Source organism: Desulfocastanea catecholica, from assembly GCF_054657295.1.
The window spans coordinates 1-18199 of sequence record NZ_BAAHYZ010000042.1 but is presented as its reverse complement, the minus strand read 5'-3'; the positions used below and the strand labels follow the sequence as shown (position 1 = coordinate 18199).

General features: G+C 41.8%; 18 protein-coding genes. 13 read left to right on the top strand and 5 right to left on the bottom strand.

Annotation, left to right across the window (positions count from 1 at the left end):
* Nucleotides 1–345 precede the first annotated feature (345 nt).
* The gene (locus ACYQ8U_RS21350; RefSeq protein WP_459947593.1) at nucleotides 346–609 is read left to right on the top strand and encodes a BrnT family toxin; all 264 of its coding nucleotides are present in this window, start codon (nucleotides 346–348) and stop codon (nucleotides 607–609) included.
* Entirely contained in the window at nucleotides 599–829 is a 231-nt protein-coding gene (brnA, locus tag ACYQ8U_RS21345) for a type II toxin-antitoxin system BrnA family antitoxin (RefSeq protein WP_459947592.1), read from the top strand. The genes ACYQ8U_RS21350 and brnA overlap by 11 nt, the downstream gene beginning before the upstream one ends.
* Nucleotides 830–1029: 200 nt before the next feature.
* On the opposite strand, the gene ACYQ8U_RS21340 is transcribed toward brnA, so the two are convergent.
* The 3 genes from ACYQ8U_RS21340 to ACYQ8U_RS21330 form a co-directional block, all read right to left on the bottom strand.
* Nucleotides 1030–1359: an addiction module antidote protein gene (locus ACYQ8U_RS21340; protein WP_459947591.1), complete on the bottom strand. Its 330-nt coding sequence runs from the start codon at nucleotides 1357–1359 to the stop codon at nucleotides 1030–1032.
* A 3-nt stretch (nucleotides 1360–1362) separates the two neighbouring features.
* Nucleotides 1363–1659, bottom strand: a complete 297-nt coding sequence (locus tag ACYQ8U_RS21335; protein WP_459947595.1) for a type II toxin-antitoxin system RelE/ParE family toxin — start codon at nucleotides 1657–1659, stop codon at nucleotides 1363–1365.
* Nucleotides 1660–1889: 230 nt separating this feature from the next.
* Complete coding sequence (locus ACYQ8U_RS21330; RefSeq protein ID WP_459947590.1) at nucleotides 1890–2855, bottom strand: tyrosine-type recombinase/integrase; 966 nt, start codon at nucleotides 2853–2855, stop codon at nucleotides 1890–1892.
* Between the two features lie 849 nt (nucleotides 2856–3704).
* Between ACYQ8U_RS21330 and ACYQ8U_RS21325 the strand changes: the two genes are divergently transcribed.
* From ACYQ8U_RS21325 to ACYQ8U_RS21280, 10 genes are all read left to right on the top strand, one after another.
* On the top strand, nucleotides 3705–3878 hold the full coding sequence (locus ACYQ8U_RS21325; protein ID WP_459947589.1) for an MBL fold metallo-hydrolase RNA specificity domain-containing protein: 174 nt from the start codon (nucleotides 3705–3707) through the stop codon (nucleotides 3876–3878).
* Between the two features lie 173 nt (nucleotides 3879–4051).
* Nucleotides 4052–5440, top strand: a complete 1389-nt coding sequence (locus ACYQ8U_RS21320; RefSeq protein WP_459947588.1) for an oligosaccharide flippase family protein — start codon at nucleotides 4052–4054, stop codon at nucleotides 5438–5440.
* On the top strand, nucleotides 5437–6759 hold the full coding sequence (locus ACYQ8U_RS21315) for an O-antigen ligase family protein (RefSeq protein WP_459947587.1): 1323 nt from the start codon (nucleotides 5437–5439) through the stop codon (nucleotides 6757–6759). Before ACYQ8U_RS21320 ends, ACYQ8U_RS21315 begins: the two co-directional genes overlap by 4 nt.
* Nucleotides 6737–7927 (top strand): glycosyltransferase, encoded by a 1191-nt coding sequence (locus ACYQ8U_RS21310; protein WP_459947586.1) that lies wholly within the window; start codon nucleotides 6737–6739, stop codon nucleotides 7925–7927. The genes ACYQ8U_RS21315 and ACYQ8U_RS21310 overlap by 23 nt, the downstream gene beginning before the upstream one ends.
* A gap of 40 nt (nucleotides 7928–7967) precedes the next feature.
* A complete protein-coding gene (locus ACYQ8U_RS21305; RefSeq protein ID WP_459947585.1) occupies nucleotides 7968–8906 on the top strand; it encodes a hypothetical protein in 939 nt (312 codons plus the stop codon).
* Between the two features lie 3 nt (nucleotides 8907–8909).
* Nucleotides 8910–9716: a sulfotransferase domain-containing protein gene (locus tag ACYQ8U_RS21300; RefSeq protein ID WP_459947584.1), complete on the top strand. Its 807-nt coding sequence runs from the start codon at nucleotides 8910–8912 to the stop codon at nucleotides 9714–9716.
* A gap of 21 nt (nucleotides 9717–9737) precedes the next feature.
* Nucleotides 9738–10889: a glycosyltransferase family 4 protein gene (locus ACYQ8U_RS21295; RefSeq protein ID WP_459947583.1), complete on the top strand. Its 1152-nt coding sequence runs from the start codon at nucleotides 9738–9740 to the stop codon at nucleotides 10887–10889.
* A gap of 35 nt (nucleotides 10890–10924) precedes the next feature.
* Nucleotides 10925–11893, top strand: coding sequence for a class I SAM-dependent methyltransferase (locus ACYQ8U_RS21290; RefSeq protein ID WP_459947582.1), 969 nt, complete (start codon nucleotides 10925–10927; stop codon nucleotides 11891–11893).
* A 485-nt stretch (nucleotides 11894–12378) separates the two neighbouring features.
* Entirely contained in the window at nucleotides 12379–14130 is a 1752-nt protein-coding gene (locus ACYQ8U_RS21285; protein ID WP_459947581.1) for a carbamoyltransferase family protein, read from the top strand.
* A 775-nt stretch (nucleotides 14131–14905) separates the two neighbouring features.
* Nucleotides 14906–15682, top strand: coding sequence for a glycosyltransferase family 2 protein (locus ACYQ8U_RS21280; protein WP_459947580.1), 777 nt, complete (start codon nucleotides 14906–14908; stop codon nucleotides 15680–15682).
* A gap of 155 nt (nucleotides 15683–15837) precedes the next feature.
* On the opposite strand, the gene ACYQ8U_RS21275 is transcribed toward ACYQ8U_RS21280, so the two are convergent.
* A complete protein-coding gene (locus tag ACYQ8U_RS21275) occupies nucleotides 15838–16101 on the bottom strand; it encodes a hypothetical protein (protein ID WP_459947579.1) in 264 nt (87 codons plus the stop codon).
* A gap of 25 nt (nucleotides 16102–16126) precedes the next feature.
* On the opposite strand from ACYQ8U_RS21275, the gene ACYQ8U_RS21270 reads away from it, so the two are divergent.
* Nucleotides 16127–16273: a hypothetical protein gene (locus ACYQ8U_RS21270; protein WP_459947578.1), complete on the top strand. Its 147-nt coding sequence runs from the start codon at nucleotides 16127–16129 to the stop codon at nucleotides 16271–16273.
* A gap of 359 nt (nucleotides 16274–16632) precedes the next feature.
* Here the strand turns inward: ACYQ8U_RS21270 and ACYQ8U_RS21265 are convergent, their stop codons facing one another.
* Complete coding sequence (locus tag ACYQ8U_RS21265) at nucleotides 16633–17976, bottom strand: cytochrome B6 (RefSeq protein ID WP_459947594.1); 1344 nt, start codon at nucleotides 17974–17976, stop codon at nucleotides 16633–16635.
* Nucleotides 17977–18199: the final 223 nt, after the last annotated feature.

Sequence of the window (18199 nt, the reverse complement as noted above, 5' to 3'; positions counted from 1 at the left end):
AGTGAGATGTGAAATGGCTCTTTGGAGTCAGTTTGCAACAGCGAGCCCAGAAACACCTTCGACTGCTGTTTAAAAGTAAAGAGATGTTCACTGGCAGGATTAAGCGTTTGTGGACAAGTCCAAATTAAGACTATTCCTGACATGGTAGACCTGTCTATGGTCATGGAAATTGAGAAAATTACATATTTTTTGCCGCATTTTTTGGCAAGACTTCATAAATTTAACTAAATATCTGCCATTTGAGGCGATTATTAATAGTAAAACGAGCCGTGGCAAAGGATAGTAAAGGTATAAAAAAGGTATATTTACAATTGTTTCTTTTTTTTATTGTAATATATTGTTCTTATGAAATTTCAATTCGACATAAATAAAAGTGAGTCCAACAAAGGAAAGCGTGGGATCGATTTCGTAGAGGCCCAAGCCCTTTGGAACGATCCTGATTTGCTTGAAATCCCGGCAAAGAAATTGGAAGACGAAAAAAGATATCTTTTGATAGGTAAGATAGGACAAAAGCACTGGTCAGCAGTAATCACCTATCGAAATGATACAGTAAGAATAATTTCTGTCAGACGTTCAAGAGGCAAGGAGGTTGATTATTATGAAAGCTAAACAATTTGATGAAAAGTTTGAATTAGGTAAGGACTTGACCGACGATCTCGATTTCTCAAAAGCACGAAGAGTGAACCAAGAAGCTAAGAGAGTGAATATTGATTTTCCTACATGGGTAGTAAAGGATCTTGATAAGCATTCAAAAAGACTTGGTATAACTCGTCAGGCTCTTGTGAAGGTTTGGATAGCTGAGAAGCTTAAAGAGTCTGCTTTACCTTGATCAAAATAGAGAGTTTACACTCGATTGATAGCTTGCTCTTGTTAAAGATTTGCATTGCCAACGCAAAGCGATTCGTAGAATCGTCTGGTTAAGACTGATAGACATGGTAGACCTGTCTATGGTCATGGAATTGCACAGAAATGGAGCAACTGCAAAGAATAGATTACCAGAGAATTTCGAAATGGTGAGAATGCGTGCCGTTAGCCATGATAAATACGGTCTCGATCATGCAACGGTTTGGCCACTAAGCGCACTCCTAAAGCGGCACAGACACGGTTAATGGTTTCGAAGCGGGGGTGAGCTTTGGGCCGGAGTGCCTTGTAAAGTGCCTCCCTGGTAATCCCTGCAGCCTTGGCGACCTCGCTCATACCACGGGCGCGAGCGGCAACGCCGAGGGCGTGGGCAAGTTCGGAGGCATCTCCATCTTCAATGACCATGGTCAGATAGACAGCGATATCTTCTTCAGTGTTCAGGTGGCTAGCCATGTCGAATTCGGGCAATGTGGATATATGAATTTTTTTCTCGTCCATGGCTTACTCCTCGATAGTTGCAGCAAGTGCTGTGGCTTTTTTGATGTCAGCGGATTGACTGGATTTGTCTCCGCCACCATGCATCACAATCAATGTTTTCTCCCGCTGCAGGAAATACATCCGCCAGCCGGAACCGAAATGCTCACGCATTTCGTAAAGACCGCTTCCGATCGACTTCACGTCGCCAAGATTGCCTTGTTGAGCCTTGTCCGGCCTTCTGGCTAGGCGGAGGCGGGTGATATTATCCTTCAAGCCGGCAAGCCAACTCTCGAAAGCAGGAGTGAGTTTGATCGTGTACATTTTCATGTTGTAATCGTTCGATTACAGATAGCAAGGAAATTTTCACGGTTTCTCTGTTGAGGCTGGTATTTTCACACATAGCCCAAAAAAATTGGAATTCTGTACCCCTACATCTAATGCCCCAAAAAGTCAGAGTTAGCAATGCCAAGTGTGTAATCAGCGGGCCATCTTTTATGGTTTCAGGGCTCTCCTTTGTACGGGTGATGGTGGGTCTTTTCCATGAGGCCGACTCAAATCAGGATCCGCTCGACCTCATCGAGGGAAATCTGATCATCCCGGCGGTCATAGAGGCCTGTAGTGCGAGATGATTCGTGATTGGCCATTTGCTGGGCTACCTCGAGCTTGCCACCGTTCCTTAAATATTCCGTAATTCCTGTAGCGCGAAAGCTGTGACAACAGACCTTCGTGCGCACACCGGCGTCTTCGGCGCGCCGGCCGATCATGCGATACACATCCGGTTGCGTCATGGGCCTATCGGAAAGCTGACCTGTGCGGCCGCGGGCTGTACGAAAGAGAAAGCCCTTGGTGTCCGCAGCGATACCGGCTCCTTCCAGATACGCTTCGATGTACTCCTCGAGGTTGTGGTGACAGGGCATCTCGTGACGCTTGCCGCCTTTTTCATGCAGGCGTACCCAGATGCGGCGACCCTGCACATAGACATCCTGGACCCGCATTTTGATGACGGCCCCCACACGCGCAAAGGTATAGACCATGATCCCGACAAGCGCTCGGTCGCGCAGGCCCAGAGGTGAGTCTACACCAATTGAGTCGATCAGTTCGCGGGTCTCTTCGGCTGAAAGCACCGAAGTCTTGCCTTTTTTAACAACATGTTTCGGTCCCTTGACCGAATGTGCCGGGTTTGTCGGGATGACCTGACCAACCACCAGCCAGTCAAAGAGTATCCGGATCGCCGCAAGCTGCAGCTTGACCGAGGGCGTGGCGATAATTGACCGCAGTCCTTCGATGTAGGCGGCGACATGTATGGGCCGGACTTGGCCGAGTTCATCAATCCCGTGCTCAACACACCAGGTGGCGAAGGCCCCGGTTGCCCGCATGTATGCTTTTCGTGTATTGGCGTTACTGATCTGCGCGGTGAAGAACTCGACGACCCGTTCAGCCGTCTTCGCATCGGGTGCAAAAAGCACCGGCAACACCCCCGCCGTTTTCTTTCCGGCGATCATTAATTCATGTGCCATACCTTTCCCTCCCGGTTAGCCAATTATTATGTATGATTATGTATGATAACGTCCTTTACCATACATGAAAACAAGCTGAAATTCATCGCCAAAATCCATGCGAGTTTGGACCAACCTGGAGGATAAATCATAACCTTAGGTTTTCGTTCAAATGCCGCCGCTGGTCCTAGGCGCGCGATGCATTCTTCCTACCGACTGTTCTATCTTTCAAGATTGCGTTGTGGAATTTACCCTCCGGAACCGCACAACAGTTCCGGAAGGTGCATACCCCACGCAGCAAAATCTGTTGGTATGGTGACTGTCGTTTTTAGCTAGGTGCGCGATGCCCTTCCTTCGGGCGGTTATAGCCCACAAAAGCTGTAAGAGGGGAAAGGCAACGCTGCATTGACTGATAAAGTGGTAAGCAAATGTGCTTGCTGGATGGGCTGCAGGATAAGTCTTTAGAAAGCTTATAAATAAATTGTAACGATATAATTATCACATTAAATTGAATTTAATGTGATAATAAAATATTAATTTATATTTTAAAAAATACGAGAAATGTTAACTTTGAGATCTGAGTAAGCTGTCAATCGCAACACCAGCCGATCTGTGCGGTCACAAAGATTCTCTGATTGTATTTTCTGTGCAAAACCTCAATCCGATACTTACGGAAACTATGTCTTAAATTGGTATTGTCCCCAGGTTTTTGATAAGATTGTCAAATTCAACGCTAAATGGGTATTTTTAACTATTTACATCAAAGGGCAGATAAGGTTTAGTGTTCAACCTTAATATAGCGGTCAAGGCAAGCAATGCTATTGGTAAATCAAGTCTGTTAACGGGTGCTAGTCTAGTAACGCGCAAGTCATGTGCCAAAGGAGAACCCCGCAACCCACCCACACCCTGTCCGCCTGTTCCGCCCATGCCGATCAACGGATGCTTGTCGGCTGGGTGCATGCCATGCCCGGGCCATTGAAGGAAATCCGCTTGGTGCATGGCGAAAACGAGGCCCGCCGGGCGCTTACTCTGGCATTGGCTTAATAGGGGACATGATTCCATTAAAGCTTTATCAATTGGATGTCCCCAGACTAAGCAGTGAAGAGTTATGGATTGCGTTTTCCTTTTCACCCATTAAAGTCTGTCGTTGGAAATTTTATTCCAGTTTGGGCTGCTATATCCGTCTATCCTGGGTCTTTGAATTATGAATATATATTATGTCAACTCTCTTTAAGTTAAATCAAATTAAGTCATGCCTTAAGCTAGTGAAGGGAAAAGGACTAACCGGGGAGATATCGAGAGGTGGCTTAGGTTCAGTTATCATTAAAGTAGCCAATATTGCATTAGGATTTTTTGTATCCATTGTGTTGTCGCGCACTCTTGGCGTCGAGGGGTATGGGATCTATTCCTTTGCGTTTGCGGCTGTCTCAGTTCTTGTTATTCCTGTCCACTTTGGTCTTCCAACGTTAGTTATCAGAGAAACAGCTAAGGCGGAGGCCAGTAGGAATTGGGCCAAGATGCGTGGAATGTGGGTCTGGGCAACTTTTATTGTATGCTCAATGTCTGGGTTAATCATAATTATTACGCTTTTAATCATCCCTCTTTGGGGAAATACGAGTTTGCAAAATGAAACGTTGCTCTGGGGGACTATCTTAGTCTTCTTGTTGGCTTTAGGCGCTTTACGCGGTGCCTCTCTAAGAGGGTTACGTTTTGTTGTTCTAGGGCAATTGCCAGAAACTGTACTACGTCCTTTTTTCTTTATAGTGCTACTGTTAGTTAGTTATCATTTTGTAATGACAGGTAGTAATTTTTCTCCCATCACGGCAATGCAGTGTCATGTAATAGCGGCAGGTGCATCATTTGTAATAGGAGCCTGGTTACTGTATAGTAAATGCCCGTTAGAGATAAAGAAACATTGTAGAGCGGAGTATGACACAAAAATCTGGTTTTTTGCCGCATGGCCTTTAGCCCTAGCCGCTGCAGTACGAATGATATTGAATTATACAGATATAATGATGATAGGTTTTCTGTTGCATTCAACAGATGTGGCTTTGTACAGGATTGCGATGCAAGGAGCTCTTCTTGCCACAATTGGTTTACAAATAATTACCATGTTCATTTTACCATACATTTCAAGGTTACATGCTCAAGATGATTTTGGCAAAATTCAACAATTAGCCTATTACTGTGCATGGTGTGCTTTTATCTTTGCTTTTATCGTATTAATGTTTTTTTTCTTCTGGGGGGAGGAAGCTATTATATTTGTCTTTGGAATTGATTACATATCGGCCTTTACTCCACTTTTAATCTTAGTTATAGGATATTTGGTAAATGCTGCTTTCGGGACAGTTGGGGTGCTGTTAAGCATGTGTGGTTGTGAAAAGCAAATATCAATAAATCTAACCTGTGCTCTTGTAGTAAATGTACTATTAAATTCATTGCTTATTCCATTATTTGGTATAAATGGAGCAGCATTCGCTACAGTATTATCTTTGGTGCTTTCTGGAGGAATGTTGTGGCTCGTAGCTTGGAATAGGCTAGGTATAAACAGTTCAATTATTAGGAAGGGGCCGTATCATAAAGATAAGCAAAAGGTTATTGTATGACCGCAGTTAAAAACAATAAGAATATAGGTTTTAGTCGAGCTATTGTATATTATGCACACTTAGCTCTTGTGCTAGCTGCAATCCTTCCTTTATCAGCTACAATAGTAGGTGTAAGGATATATACTGCTTATGTTGTATTTTTTCCTGTGGCTATATTAGCAGTATGTACATGGTTTATGTTTCCTGTGAAAATATTATTCAGGAAAGAAGAATATACTTTTGTTTTGGCACAATTACTCATTTTTGCAAGTTCCTTTTTTAGTGTATCTGTCTTTAATGCATTAAGCCATTCATTAATATCTATTTATGTACTCGGTCTATACTTAACCATAAAATATTCATTTAAATTAAGTCTACTTGACAGGATGGATCTGGTAAAATGGGCTTTTATAATATTTCCATTTCTTACTGTAATCGCAATTATGCAAATAGTAACAGATTCAAGCGTCGGTGTAATCGCTAATTATTTTGGTTCTAACAGCCAAGAAGGAACAAGTGGTGGATTGTATAGAGCAGTAAGGGTAAGCGGGACTTTTGGAAGTGCGAATGTTTTTGCTTTAGTTTACATAATTTATGGCACAATACTCAACTCTTTTTGTCTCTTTTCGAACCATTCTCGCATCAAATCATCCCTTCTCATTACCATTATTATGTTTTCGGTGGTATTTTTCACTCTGTCAAGAGGAGGTCTCGCAACTTTAATAATTATGCAAATTTGTACATACCTATACTGGTTTTTAAATTTTAAACAAAGATCGAAAAGATATCGAGCGTCATTTATCCTATCTTCAACGGTTGTGTTGTTGCTTTTGTTAGTTGGATACTCATTTGTTGAAAAAAGTGTGTTGTCAGGAAGTGAAAGATTTATAACAATCGATGACTACAGTAGTACAAGTAAAGTTGAAATGGCTGCTGCTGCACTGCAGTTACTTCAAGAACCATCTGTGTTACTTTTTGGTGTAGGAACTAATCAATTTTTTCCTGGTCTATCTCACTATGGTATTCGTATAAAATATAAAAGCTGGTTGTCGCCTTATGAATTAAATTCGACAATTCATAATTGGCCTTTACAAATAGCGAGTGAAAACGGAATACTAGTTTTGATTTTATATGTTTATTCGTTGTTTAAAACATTTGGTAGAGCCTTTACAATTAAAAGAGTTTCACAAAACTGGTTTCCACGGATACTCGCTATAATTCTTTTATCTTTGTTTATTGCTGGCCTTCAAGTTGATACGAGTGGCACCACAATGATGTTACTCACACCAATAGTAATAATGCTTGCCTGGATTCAAAATGAATACGATGAATATAAATAACTGCGACATCGATTCTCAGCCAAAAGAGTGGGTTATCTTTGTAATAAATCACTTGAAAGATCGAAAAAGCCGAAATAGCTACCAGAGGATAGTGGCACTTTCACAGAAATATAGAGTTGTAGTAGTGACAAATAACCAGTTACCGCAAGATCTTGAAGTGCTTGTGTCGAGAGTATGTGTAGAATTAAAAAAATCACAAATGGTGTTAACTGCGGTAAACATAGCTAGACAGCTAATACGTGAAGATAAAAAAGTTTACGTTCATACTGAATACTCACCCAACTCAGCACTCGTCGGCTATTTATGTAAAAAAAGAACCGGTTGTAAATGGGTGTACGATTTATACGACCATCCTTCCGTGGGATGGATAGGGCTTAAGGGACCCTCTCTTTGGTTTAGGCAGACTTTTTGGTGGTTTTTCTCTATTTGGATATTAGCAAAAGCAGATGCCTGGATTATAGCAATGCATCCAGCGATATTAGGTTGTTTTCCACCAGCACCTGTCAATTGCCAGATAATATTCATTAGAGCTGGTTATATTAATGTCAGTAATAATATTGGTTCTATCAGTGAAAAAAATCGCAGTAGCAATGTCGTAAAAATTGCCTACGCAGGACCGATAATGCGGCAAAGAGGTCTTTATTTATTAAAGGAATGGGCTGAGTCTTATGATGGGTCATTTGTAGAATTGCATCTTATTGGGCCGTGTGTTGGTGCTTCCTCCGTAATATTACTAAATGAACTTAGCCTGAGTTGCGATAAAAAAGCAAATATTTCGCTAAAAGTGTGGGGCGAATTGCCACATTCTAAAACCCTGGAAATTCTTAAAGATGCAAATATAGGCATATGCCCTTTGGACACAACAGTGCTAAATTACAAATATGCTTTCCCTGTGAAAGTGATAGAGTATATGAGTTTGGGTTTGATTGTCGTAGCGACAGAAAGCCATGGTACAAGGGAGTTAATAGTGGATGGTGAAAATGGAATAACAGCTCGAGATGGGTGCGATGGTTTCAATAAGGCCTTGAATAAAGCTATTGCTGTTTATAAAAACCATGCAATTAGTGAGTTAATGCGGAAAGCATGCAGAAAAACAGTTGCGGAACATAGTTGGCACAACGTAAACAAAAATCTTTTATATAGTATAAAAAGAGTTTTAAGATATTAACCAAAATATAAGGTTACACATCGCATATGCTATGAGTACAATGAATTCTATAAATCATTCTATAAATAAAAAAAAACTTTGCTTAATATTAACTTATTATGTAATGATTATATCATTACTATTCGTTAATGATGTTTTTAGCGAAGAACCTAAACTGTACGTTTCATTTGCATATAGTAAAAATATTGAAAATTTTATAATCACAAAAGGATTTACCTTTATACCAGTAATTTATCCAAGGAATATTGATGCTAATAATGACGGAAAATTAGACCAAGAAATCTTCCTGAATTATATACAATCAACACTCAATAATTATGATGGACCTGTTGTTCTTGACTGGGAAGGTGAGGCTTGCAACTCACTGCTAAATTATTCTCAATCAAGTGAGAAATATGAGCAGGCCATACTTGAATTTTTAAAACCAATTGAAATTATAAAAAAAACCCTCACCCATGAAATATTGATTGGCTATTACGGGCTACCCTCAAAAAAAAATTCTCTCTTACACAAAACAATAGAAGAAACAAAGAGACTGGCAAACATCTATGAAGACATAGATATATTCTACCCCTCTCTTTATCTAAACAACGACTACTTATTTGCAGATAAATCTATCGAAATTATAAAAAAACATCTTTATAATACGCTAGAAATTGGTTGTGGGAATAAAAATATCTATGTCTTTATTACCCATAGATGGCACCCGAACAGTAGATTTTCACCAAACAAACTTGTTCCTTTGTCTATTTTTGAAAAATATATAAAAATGATTAGCCAAACAAATTATGATGGCTGTCATATAGATGGTTTAATATGGTGGGGTGCAGATGAATATTGGTATAATAAAGGGAAAAAAGAAATAGTCGTTGATCTGGATCGGTACCCTACAATGCATGAGTTCAATTCAATAATTATTGATAATTATGCAAACGTTATTTTGCAATATTTTCCAACAAAGCTAATGAGTATTAAATAGTCAATGAACTTAAAAAATGAAAATGATTCAATATTGTGGTTTAAATTTAATGGATTATTAAGGTATGCTCTAGCGCACACTGCTACAAAATTATTTCCTCTCTATATTCTCAATGAATACCCCAAGTCGGGTGCCAGTTGGATCGGGGAAATGCTAAGTGATGCTCTTGAAATTCCATTTCCCAGAAATCGTTTGCCTGTGTTCAGCTCTAGCATTTTACATGGACATATGATGCATAACTGGAATATGCATAATGTAATAATCGTTTGGCGAGATGGGCGAGATGTCCTTATTTCCCAATACTTCCATTTTTTGTTCGAAAATGAAAAAGGTAATCGGAAACTTGTTGAAAAATGTAGAACTGATTTGCAATTCAATAACTATGAAGATATTAAAACCAATTTGCCGAGATTCATGGAATATGTTTATGTACAAAAAAAATATCCTCGATTTTCATGGATAGATTTCAGCAAAAAATGGGCAAATTGTGATAATTGTACACATGTAAAATATGAGGATATGCGCGTTCGACCGGTGGATGAGTTAACAAGAATAGTACATAGCCTGTCAGGGATAATACTTGATAAAAAACATGTAGAGGACATTATTTACAATCATTCATTCGAAAAAATTTCTGGGCGAAAGGTCGGTGAAGAAAACACTCACTCATTTTTACGTAAAGGTATAGTTGGAGATTGGAAGAATTATTTCAGCTTGGTAGCAAAAGAATTATTTCTCGACTATGCAGGTGATGTTTTAATACAATTGGGCTACGAAAAAGATTCCCAATGGGTTCAAGACGAAAATTAAACCTACAGAAATTGATCCTACATGCTGCAAGTGGCCAACATAATAGAAGAAGGGAAGTATGGGGGGCCACAAGTATATATTGTGCTGCTAGCAAGTGCATTGTCAGGTCAAATTCAAACCACAGTAGTTATGCCGAACGAAAATTCATCTGATTTTCAAAAAAAGTGCGATCATTTCTGTGTTCCATATGAGACTTTTTCCATAACCAGGATAACAAAAGAATGGCAAGTTGCCTTGCGTTATCTCCTTTTCACACCTGCAGAGACTGGGCGACTTGTACATTTTTTTAAAGCCGTTAATTTTGACATTATTTACGTCTGTGGTGGTAGTTGGCAGTATAAAGGCGTGGTTGCAGGTAGACTAGCTGGGAAAAAGGTTATTTGGCATCTTAATGATACGTCCATGCCATATCTATTTCGGTTATTATTTTCCTTTTTCAGCCGCTTTGTCGATGGGTATATCTATGCTTCAGAACGATCTAAACAATATTATGGTTCTTTTAGAAAGAAAGAAAAACAAGAATTTGTGATTCCTGCACCGGTTGATGTCAGCCTATTTGATTCAACTCATTCATTTGAAGGCGATGAAGAGTTGATCAACCACTGGAACGGCAAAACCGTCATTGGTACTGTTGCTAACGTTAACCCAATTAAAGGGATTGACTTGTTCATTCGGTCGGCATCTCTTTTAAATAAAGAACAGAGAGAAAAACTGGTTTTTGTTATCATTGGTGCAACATATCCTAGGCAGAAACCATATTTAAAACGTTTACAAAAGCTATGTGATGAACTGTCTGTCAATAACATTGAATTTGTTGGTCAACGGACAGATATCCGTCCCTTACTGAAGCGGTTTGACGTATATGTGTGTAGTTCCCTGGCTGAATCATCCCCTATCTCTGTTTGGGAGGCCATGGCAATGGGTAAGCCAGTAGTATCGACCAATGTGGGTGATGTACCATTGTATGTTAAAAACGGACACAATGGTTCTATTGTTGATGTTGGCGACATAAAAGCCATGGCAGAACAGATTTCAATGCTTGTCAATAATGTTCAACTTCGTGAAAAATATGGCCATAAAGCACGAAAAATTGCTGTACAGGAGCTTGATGTTAGTAAATGCGCAGAACGCCACTTAGCAGCATATAAACTAATTGCTGGTAAAAATTATTAATAAACTGCTACCTATTTAAAGGTTTCTTCGCCACTATGATTACTGCAACATCTAAATTGTTTGAGCATTCACCATGTGTCTGCTGCGGACAACAAAATCATCTTATTAGATATCCAATAGACCAGGAATATGCGTCTAATATATCAGGCATTGATATAAAAGAGGTGAAAATTGGTATTACAGAATGTAGTCATTGTGGTCACTTGTACATACAACCTGTACCTCAAACAACCTTTTTATCGGGCTTTTATGCAGGCTATATGTCGAAAGCAAAGAGTGGTTTCTACAAAGAACGCTCTGCTAATATAGAAATACCAGAAAAGTTTTGTAAAAAATACACTCATTGGTTACTTAAACTTCGAGAAATTGATATCAATTTGCACAGCGTATTAGATGTTGGCGCAGGTCTGGGAATGTTTTTAAGGTTGGCAAAAAGACATGGATTCGAAGTTCTGGGGGTGGAACCAAATAAAGAGGCAGCACTAGCACTAAAAGAAAAGTATGGTATATCAGTAATCAACAGTTTATTTGAGGATGTTGAAACAGATCAACGTGTAGACGTCATAACCATGTGGGATCTCCTTGAACATCTCGCTGATCCAGCTAAAGCACTATTAAAAGCACACGATTTGCTGAATCCAAACGGCATACTCATTTTGGAGATACCCGCAAGAGATAGCCTGCTACATGATCTATCAAAATTTTTATATCGTTTCTCAGTTGGTAGAATCCGCAGACCATTATACATTGTCTGCGGAGTACATCATCTGCACTATTTTTCAGAAAAACATATATGTAATTTATTGCGTGAAAGTGGTTATGAAATAGAAAAGTTATTTAGAGGGGAGACTGACCTGCACGCACTCTACCGTGGTAAAAGGGGTAAACGCAGTCTGCAAGCTATTGTATTTAATATTACCCTAAGTGTAATTTTTTGGTTGGCAAAAGTGGTTGGCCGTCAGAATAAACTCGTCATTTTTGCCAAAAAAATATCTTCACAGTAGAAAATCGGACATCAATGTAAACAAGACATCTTGACTCTTGACTACATTTTTACCAATTCCCCTGATAATGCTTAGCTGGATACCCTACCGCTCTTCGACTGTTCCTGACGCACTGACAATGTGGGGCAAAATATTTTCTCCTCACAATTATAAGTGGCTTGATATGCCTGAAAACATTTATCTTGTGTCTACGGCTGTCCTGATAGCTGTCCTAGCTACCTATTATGTTAGGAAGGAATATGCCGCCTGGAATAAGAGAAGTCATTGCTATTGCATTCGACTGCTGTGGAATCTGCTGGGTTCACTTTCATTATCGGCCTTGTTTTCGTGTTTCTACGTCCCATTCAACAATTTATCTACTTCCAGTTTTAAAAAAAAGATGCTCAAGCTATGCCGAAATTATGCGCTACCTGTCTTCGTTCTTGATCATCGTTCATTAATTTCAGTTTGAAGTTTAGCACCCTAATTTTTTTTTGGAGAGGACAATGTATATTCTTGGTATCAATGCCTATCATGGTGATTCTTCAGCCTGTCTCATTAAAAATGACCAACTACTAGCAGCGGTTGAAGAAGAACGTTTTCGACGCACAAAACACTGGGCCGGTTTTCCTTCGCAGTCTATTGACTACTGCCTCAAAGTGGCTGGCATCTCTTTAGAACAAGTCGATTACATTGCCATAAACAGTGATTCCAAGGCAAATTTGTTAAAAAAAATTGGTTACACGCTGAAAAACAAGCCCAATTTCGGCTTCATTCTTGATCGAATTAAAAATAGAAAACAGCGTGGTGATATTGCCGGAGAACTGGCCAAATATTTTCCAGATGATCGCTTCAACGGTAAAGTGGTACCGGTTGAACATCATTTGGCCCATCTTGTTTCTGCACATACGGTTTCACCGTTCAAAGAATCGGTTGTTATATCGGTTGATGGGTTTGGTGATTTTTCCAGTGCTGCCTGGGGCATTGGTCAGGGCAGTAAGATAGACATCTCTAATAGAGTCTATTTCCCTCACTCCCTCGGTATTTTCTATTCCGCAATGACTCAATATATTGGTTTTCCTCACTACGGTGACGAATATAAGGTCATGGGACTGGCACCCTATGGCAAGCCAACTTACCTAGAGCAAATGCGTGAGGTTGTAAAATTATATGGAGATGGGAGCTTTCAGCTTAATCTCCGTTTTTTCTGTCATCACAAGCAGGGCGTAGAATACGAATGGGCTGGTGGATCACCAATTGTTGGTCAACTATTCACAAATGAACTTGAAAAGCTTCTTGGTTTTCCTGTACGGAAACGGGACCAACCAATGGAAGATTGTCATTGGAACTTGGCGCATTCAGTTCAAGCCATGTATGAGGAGGCATTTTTTAATCTTCTTGAAGCTGCACACAAGAAATTCAACATCGACACGCTCACTCTGGCTGGTGGTTGTGCCATGAACTCTGTAGCCAATGGCAAGGTGTATCGCAAGTCTCCATTTAAAGAGATGTATATTCAATCTGCTGCCGGTGATGCAGGTGGTGCCATTGGTGCAGCCTTTACTGTGTGGCATGATGTAAACAAGGATGCTAAACGTGAATTCGTCATGGATCATGCCTATCTCGGGCCAGAATTCAACACTGCTGAAATTCAGGCCGTCCTTGATACAAGGGCCGATGAAATCAAATCTGAAAAGTGTTGTATCGAAAAGATTACAGATGAAGATAGCCTCTGTAAACAAACTGCATTGGCCATTACTGAAGGTAAGGTCATCGGCTGGTTTCAAGGTAGAATGGAATGGGGGCCAAGAGCACTTGGCAACCGTTCTATTGTCTGTGATCCCCGTCGGGCTGATATGAAAGACCTCTTGAATTTGAAAATTAAGCGGCGTGAATCATTCAGGCCTTTTGCTCCATCAATCCTTAGGGAGGAAGTACTCAACTGGTTTGAAGAGGAAGATGATGTACCTTTTATGATGCAGGTTTTTCAGATTAGAGAAGAAAAACGTAAAAAGATACCAGCTGTTACCCATGTTGATGGTTCGGGCCGCCTGCAGACGGTACACCAAAACACTAACCCTCGATATCATAAACTTATCAGCAGATTTAACGATATCACAGGGGTGCCTATTGTCTTAAACACTTCTTTTAATGAAAACGAGCCGGTTGTCTGTAGACCTGAAGAGGCGTTGGACTGCTTTTTAAGGACAAAAATGGATGTGCTGGTGCTGGGGGATTTTTTTATAACAAGAGTGTAGGATGTATAGCTCCTACCTTGTTTTGAATAGCGATTATGCCAAATATTTCAATAGGCCACAAGCATCGGGTCGGACCAAGATAACTATTTAATAAACGTTGCTCTGTGATGTTTTGTGGACTGTGGGTGACCTTAGAAGGTCATTTTGATGGCCCAAACGGCAGGTTTAAGGAATAAACGGATTTGGGCAGTGACAATCGACATCATCACACCGGTTTTCAACGGCGCCGCCACCATAGGTGGATGTCTGCAAAGTATTGACACAGGCAAACCTTCAAGAACGTTGAGCATATATCGTCATTGACGCGGCTTCAACTGATGATACTTTGGCGGTATTGGCGACGTTTCCGGCTGGTCATCGGGGGGTTTTGTCGGAGCCGGACAAGGGTATCTATGATGGGATGAACAAAGGTCTGCTGCTTGCATTGATTTCGGAGATACAGCGAGTTACAACAGATGGAAATGATGATAAAACTATCTACCGCATACGACGTAAAGATCATTTTCTCGGGCAATGAATTAAACGGAGCAGTGGTTATCCAACCTGGTTCGGGCGGTTGTTGAAGATTGGGGCCGTTAGGGTTGAAAGGGCGGCCATTACTGATGTTTTTGGCGATGTATTTTGTAAAAGGCGGATTCCTTGATGGTAGAGCAGGGTTCATTTTCTGTGTTCTGCGCTCAATCTATGAATTTCTTATCAACTGTAAAGTTAGAGAGATGCGTTTACGCGCGCAAGCCCTTCCTTTGTAGTTATAATCTCATTTAAATAATAACACATGACACAGATATCTCTCATAACAGCGACGTACAATGCTGCAGTAACCCTTGATCACTGTTTGCAGAGTGTAGCAAGTCAAACAGTTACACCTGAACATCTCATTATCGATGGTTGTTCAACAGACGAAACTTTGATGGTAGCAGGGAACCATTCCGGGCATTTGCTACAGGTTGTTTCTGAGCCGGATAATGGTATCTATGATGCCATGAACAAAGGAATTCAAAAAGCTAATGGGGATGTTGTCGGCATTCTGAACGCCGATGATTTCTATGCTTCACCGGAGGTCTTGGAGGACGTAACGAAAGCTTTTCAAGATCCCTCTGTGGATGCCTGCTATGGGGATTTATGCTATGTGAATTATGATGATACTGCTAAAATTGTACGCTATTGGCAGGCCGATGGGTTTGATAACCGGAAGTTTTATTGGGGCTGGATGCCGCCGCATCCAACCTTTTTCGTCAGAAAAGCTGCATATGAGAGATTTGGCGCCTTCAATCTCGATTTAGGAACTGCCGCGGATTATGAGCTGATGCTCCGATTTTTGGTCCGGCATCATTTGCATGCAGTCTACATTCCGAAGGTGTTGGTTAAAATGCGCACCGGTGGTGTAAGCAATGCTGCGCTGAAAAACCGCCTTCGTGCGAACCGTATGGATAGAAAGGCCTGGTTAGTAAATGAGTTGCGTCCTTATCCATGGACACTTACTATGAAGCCTTTACGAAAAATCGGGCAGTGGTTTTCTAAAGCACCGGATTCCGGATCGAGCCCGGGATGACGGTTGTGGATATGGATTCCGGGTCAAGCCCGGAATGATGGAGGTGAGGTCGGATGACGTTGGTGGAACGAATACACCTCGCCTCGCGACAAAACCACGACCTGTTCCTCCCCCACACTTGTGCAACCGGCCACACCCGTTTCAGTTGTCTATCCCTATTTTGCTGGTGTTTTATTTATCCTTTCTTCGACCAAAGCCAGGGATTTAACGATTTCGGCCTTTTCAACCAACAAAACAGCAATCTTTTTTTCCAGATCCGTAATTGTTTTTCTGAGCTCCTGGATCACTTGTTTTTGTTCTGTGACTGTCTCTCGAGTTTCCTTTTTAAGTTCGGCCAGGCTGGCCCGGGTTTCAGCCAGGATCTCGGCTTGATCTTGGTTTTTCTGTTCTGCTACAGCTGCGGCTTTTTCTGCGGCCACCTTCTCTTTCTGTGCGGGGGGTCAAATGGGGTCAGGCTTCGAAGATATCAAGTTTGATGAGGCGGTTGAAAATAGCCGGGAAGCCGATGAGAACGTGCTGCAGGATGTCTGTGATGCGTTTGCAGAAGGGGAGATCCAGCTATATTCCCCGCGTGTTGGTGCATATGCGTAATTGCGGGGCGAGTAATGTCACGCTTGCGCGCCGGATGGAAGCAAACAGAATGGACCGAAAGGCCTGGACGGTGAATGGTCTGCGGCCTTTTCCCTGGACGTTGTCATTCGCATACCGACCCTGAGCACTTTTAGAACCACTCCGGTTCACCGGTTGCTGGGCTTGTTCCCGCAATTCCTGTGAAGCCGGCGGATAGCCGCCACCCCTCAAACGGTATTCAGAATTTTCTAAATACCGATCCCGATGAACGGGATTTTTTATAATGCCCCTTGCGGGTAGTCTGTCCAGTCTCCCTTGAGAAATAAGTCCGTTTGCGAAAAATTCTTCACAAAAAACAGGAACCTGGTTTTTCTAAGAGACTAAAGTGTTCTCATGAATTCTACCAAATCTTTTTTCTCTTGTTCCGACAACTTCAACTCCTGAATGAGATTGAAGAATTCCACAGTATCTTCCAGGGTCAGCAGACGTCCGTCATGCAGGAAAGGCGGCGAATCCTTGATACCGCGAAGCGGAAACGTTTTAATGGGGCCGTCGGCGGAAGCCATTCGGCCATTAATCATTTTAGGTTTGAAGAAACGCTCCGCTTTCAGGTTATGCATAAGGTTATCGGTGTAATACGGTGCGGGATGGCAGACAGCGCATTTGCCTTTTTCAAAGAAAATTTTCTCTCCTCTGAGTTCGGACTCGCTCGCATTTCCAGGATCTAGTCTGCCATAGATGTTCAACTTTGGAGCAGGTGGAAAGTCGAGTATAGACTGAAATTCGGCCATGCTATGAACCTGACTACCGCGTTCCAGAACGTTAGCCCCTTTTTTAGTGGCGATTATCGGGTCTCCGTCAAAATACGCTGCTCTTTGCTCGAATTCGGTAAAATCCTCGATACTCTTCAACGCACGCTGGGACCCGAACAGACGCTGGATATTCACACCTCGTAAGGTCGGGGTATCTATTCGATGTCTGAATTCCACGGGTCGAATATCGCCTACGAGATGCGTGGTACCATTTGAATGTCCGTTGACATGGCAGTCGAAACAGGTCACACCTCTGCTGGCAAGTTCGGACCGTCGATCCTCGGTCTGGTTGAACTGCTGCTGGGGGAAGGCGGTGACCAGCAGACGTAATCCTTCCAACTGCTTGGGATTTAAAATGCCATTGAACAGTTCGTAATAGTTCATGATAGTAACCACTTTTCCCTGGGATACATTGCCGAGATCGGGTCTTGTCGTCAGATAGATCGGCGGCGGATACTCAGGAAGCAGATGGTCCGGCAGGTCGTAATCCAGATCGAATCGGGTGAGATCGCGTCCTTCCTGGCTTTTGATTTGATCGATATGAAATTGCGGGAAAACCATCCCCCCCTCCGGATGATTTGGATGGGGAAGGGGAAAAAGACCTGCAGGCCAGAGATCTTTCTCGCGGATCTCTTGAGGCGTCATCTCCGCAAGGGTTGCCCATGTCACGCCGTCAGGAAGTTTCACACGTACACCTTCCTGAACAGGCTTTTTTCCTCCCGACATCTCGACACCCTTGGCCGGGCGGTCACTCAGGTCATAGCGCTCGTTGAGCAGAGCCGTCTGCCGTTGCATCACCTCTGGTTTCGCGCTTTTCATCAATTTTACAACATCTGGAAACTGTTCCTTAATGACGACAGGTGAATAGCTGCTTTTTGCAGGTTCCTGTGAGTATGCCATCCCTGGCACCATGAACAGGAAAGTGAGAATGATCGTCAGTGTTTTTCCATGCTTTTTTCTTGAGCTCCTCATTGCTTGTCCTCCTCAATCTGATGTTTTGGGAAAATGGCGGCTAGCCGTGACAATCACCGATTCGTCCGATGCATTTTTATGTTGTGTGCCGATCACTGTATTCCTTTTTGATGGTACGTTTAACATATCATTATCGAATTCGTTAGGCAAGTGACAATCCGCA

Coding starts and splice junctions, on each gene's coding strand:
- ACYQ8U_RS21350 (WP_459947593.1), top strand. CDS start 346: ATGAAATTTCAATTCGACATAAATAAAAGTGAGTCCAACAAAGGAAAG.
- brnA (WP_459947592.1), top strand. CDS start 599: ATGAAAGCTAAACAATTTGATGAAAAGTTTGAATTAGGTAAGGACTTG.
- ACYQ8U_RS21340 (WP_459947591.1), bottom strand. CDS start 1,359: ATGGACGAGAAAAAAATTCATATATCCACATTGCCCGAATTCGACATG.
- ACYQ8U_RS21335 (WP_459947595.1), bottom strand. CDS start 1,659: ATGTACACGATCAAACTCACTCCTGCTTTCGAGAGTTGGCTTGCCGGC.
- ACYQ8U_RS21330 (WP_459947590.1), bottom strand. CDS start 2,855: ATGGCACATGAATTAATGATCGCCGGAAAGAAAACGGCGGGGGTGTTG.
- ACYQ8U_RS21325 (WP_459947589.1), top strand. CDS start 3,705: ATGTGCCAAAGGAGAACCCCGCAACCCACCCACACCCTGTCCGCCTGT.
- ACYQ8U_RS21320 (WP_459947588.1), top strand. CDS start 4,052: ATGTCAACTCTCTTTAAGTTAAATCAAATTAAGTCATGCCTTAAGCTA.
- ACYQ8U_RS21315 (WP_459947587.1), top strand. CDS start 5,437: ATGACCGCAGTTAAAAACAATAAGAATATAGGTTTTAGTCGAGCTATT.
- ACYQ8U_RS21310 (WP_459947586.1), top strand. CDS start 6,737: ATGAATACGATGAATATAAATAACTGCGACATCGATTCTCAGCCAAAA.
- ACYQ8U_RS21305 (WP_459947585.1), top strand. CDS start 7,968: ATGAATTCTATAAATCATTCTATAAATAAAAAAAAACTTTGCTTAATA.
- ACYQ8U_RS21300 (WP_459947584.1), top strand. CDS start 8,910: ATGAACTTAAAAAATGAAAATGATTCAATATTGTGGTTTAAATTTAAT.
- ACYQ8U_RS21295 (WP_459947583.1), top strand. CDS start 9,738: ATGCTGCAAGTGGCCAACATAATAGAAGAAGGGAAGTATGGGGGGCCA.
- ACYQ8U_RS21290 (WP_459947582.1), top strand. CDS start 10,925: ATGATTACTGCAACATCTAAATTGTTTGAGCATTCACCATGTGTCTGC.
- ACYQ8U_RS21285 (WP_459947581.1), top strand. CDS start 12,379: ATGTATATTCTTGGTATCAATGCCTATCATGGTGATTCTTCAGCCTGT.
- ACYQ8U_RS21280 (WP_459947580.1), top strand. CDS start 14,906: ATGACACAGATATCTCTCATAACAGCGACGTACAATGCTGCAGTAACC.
- ACYQ8U_RS21270 (WP_459947578.1), top strand. CDS start 16,127: ATGGGGTCAGGCTTCGAAGATATCAAGTTTGATGAGGCGGTTGAAAAT.
- ACYQ8U_RS21265 (WP_459947594.1), bottom strand. CDS start 17,976: ATGGTGCCAGGGATGGCATACTCACAGGAACCTGCAAAAAGCAGCTAT.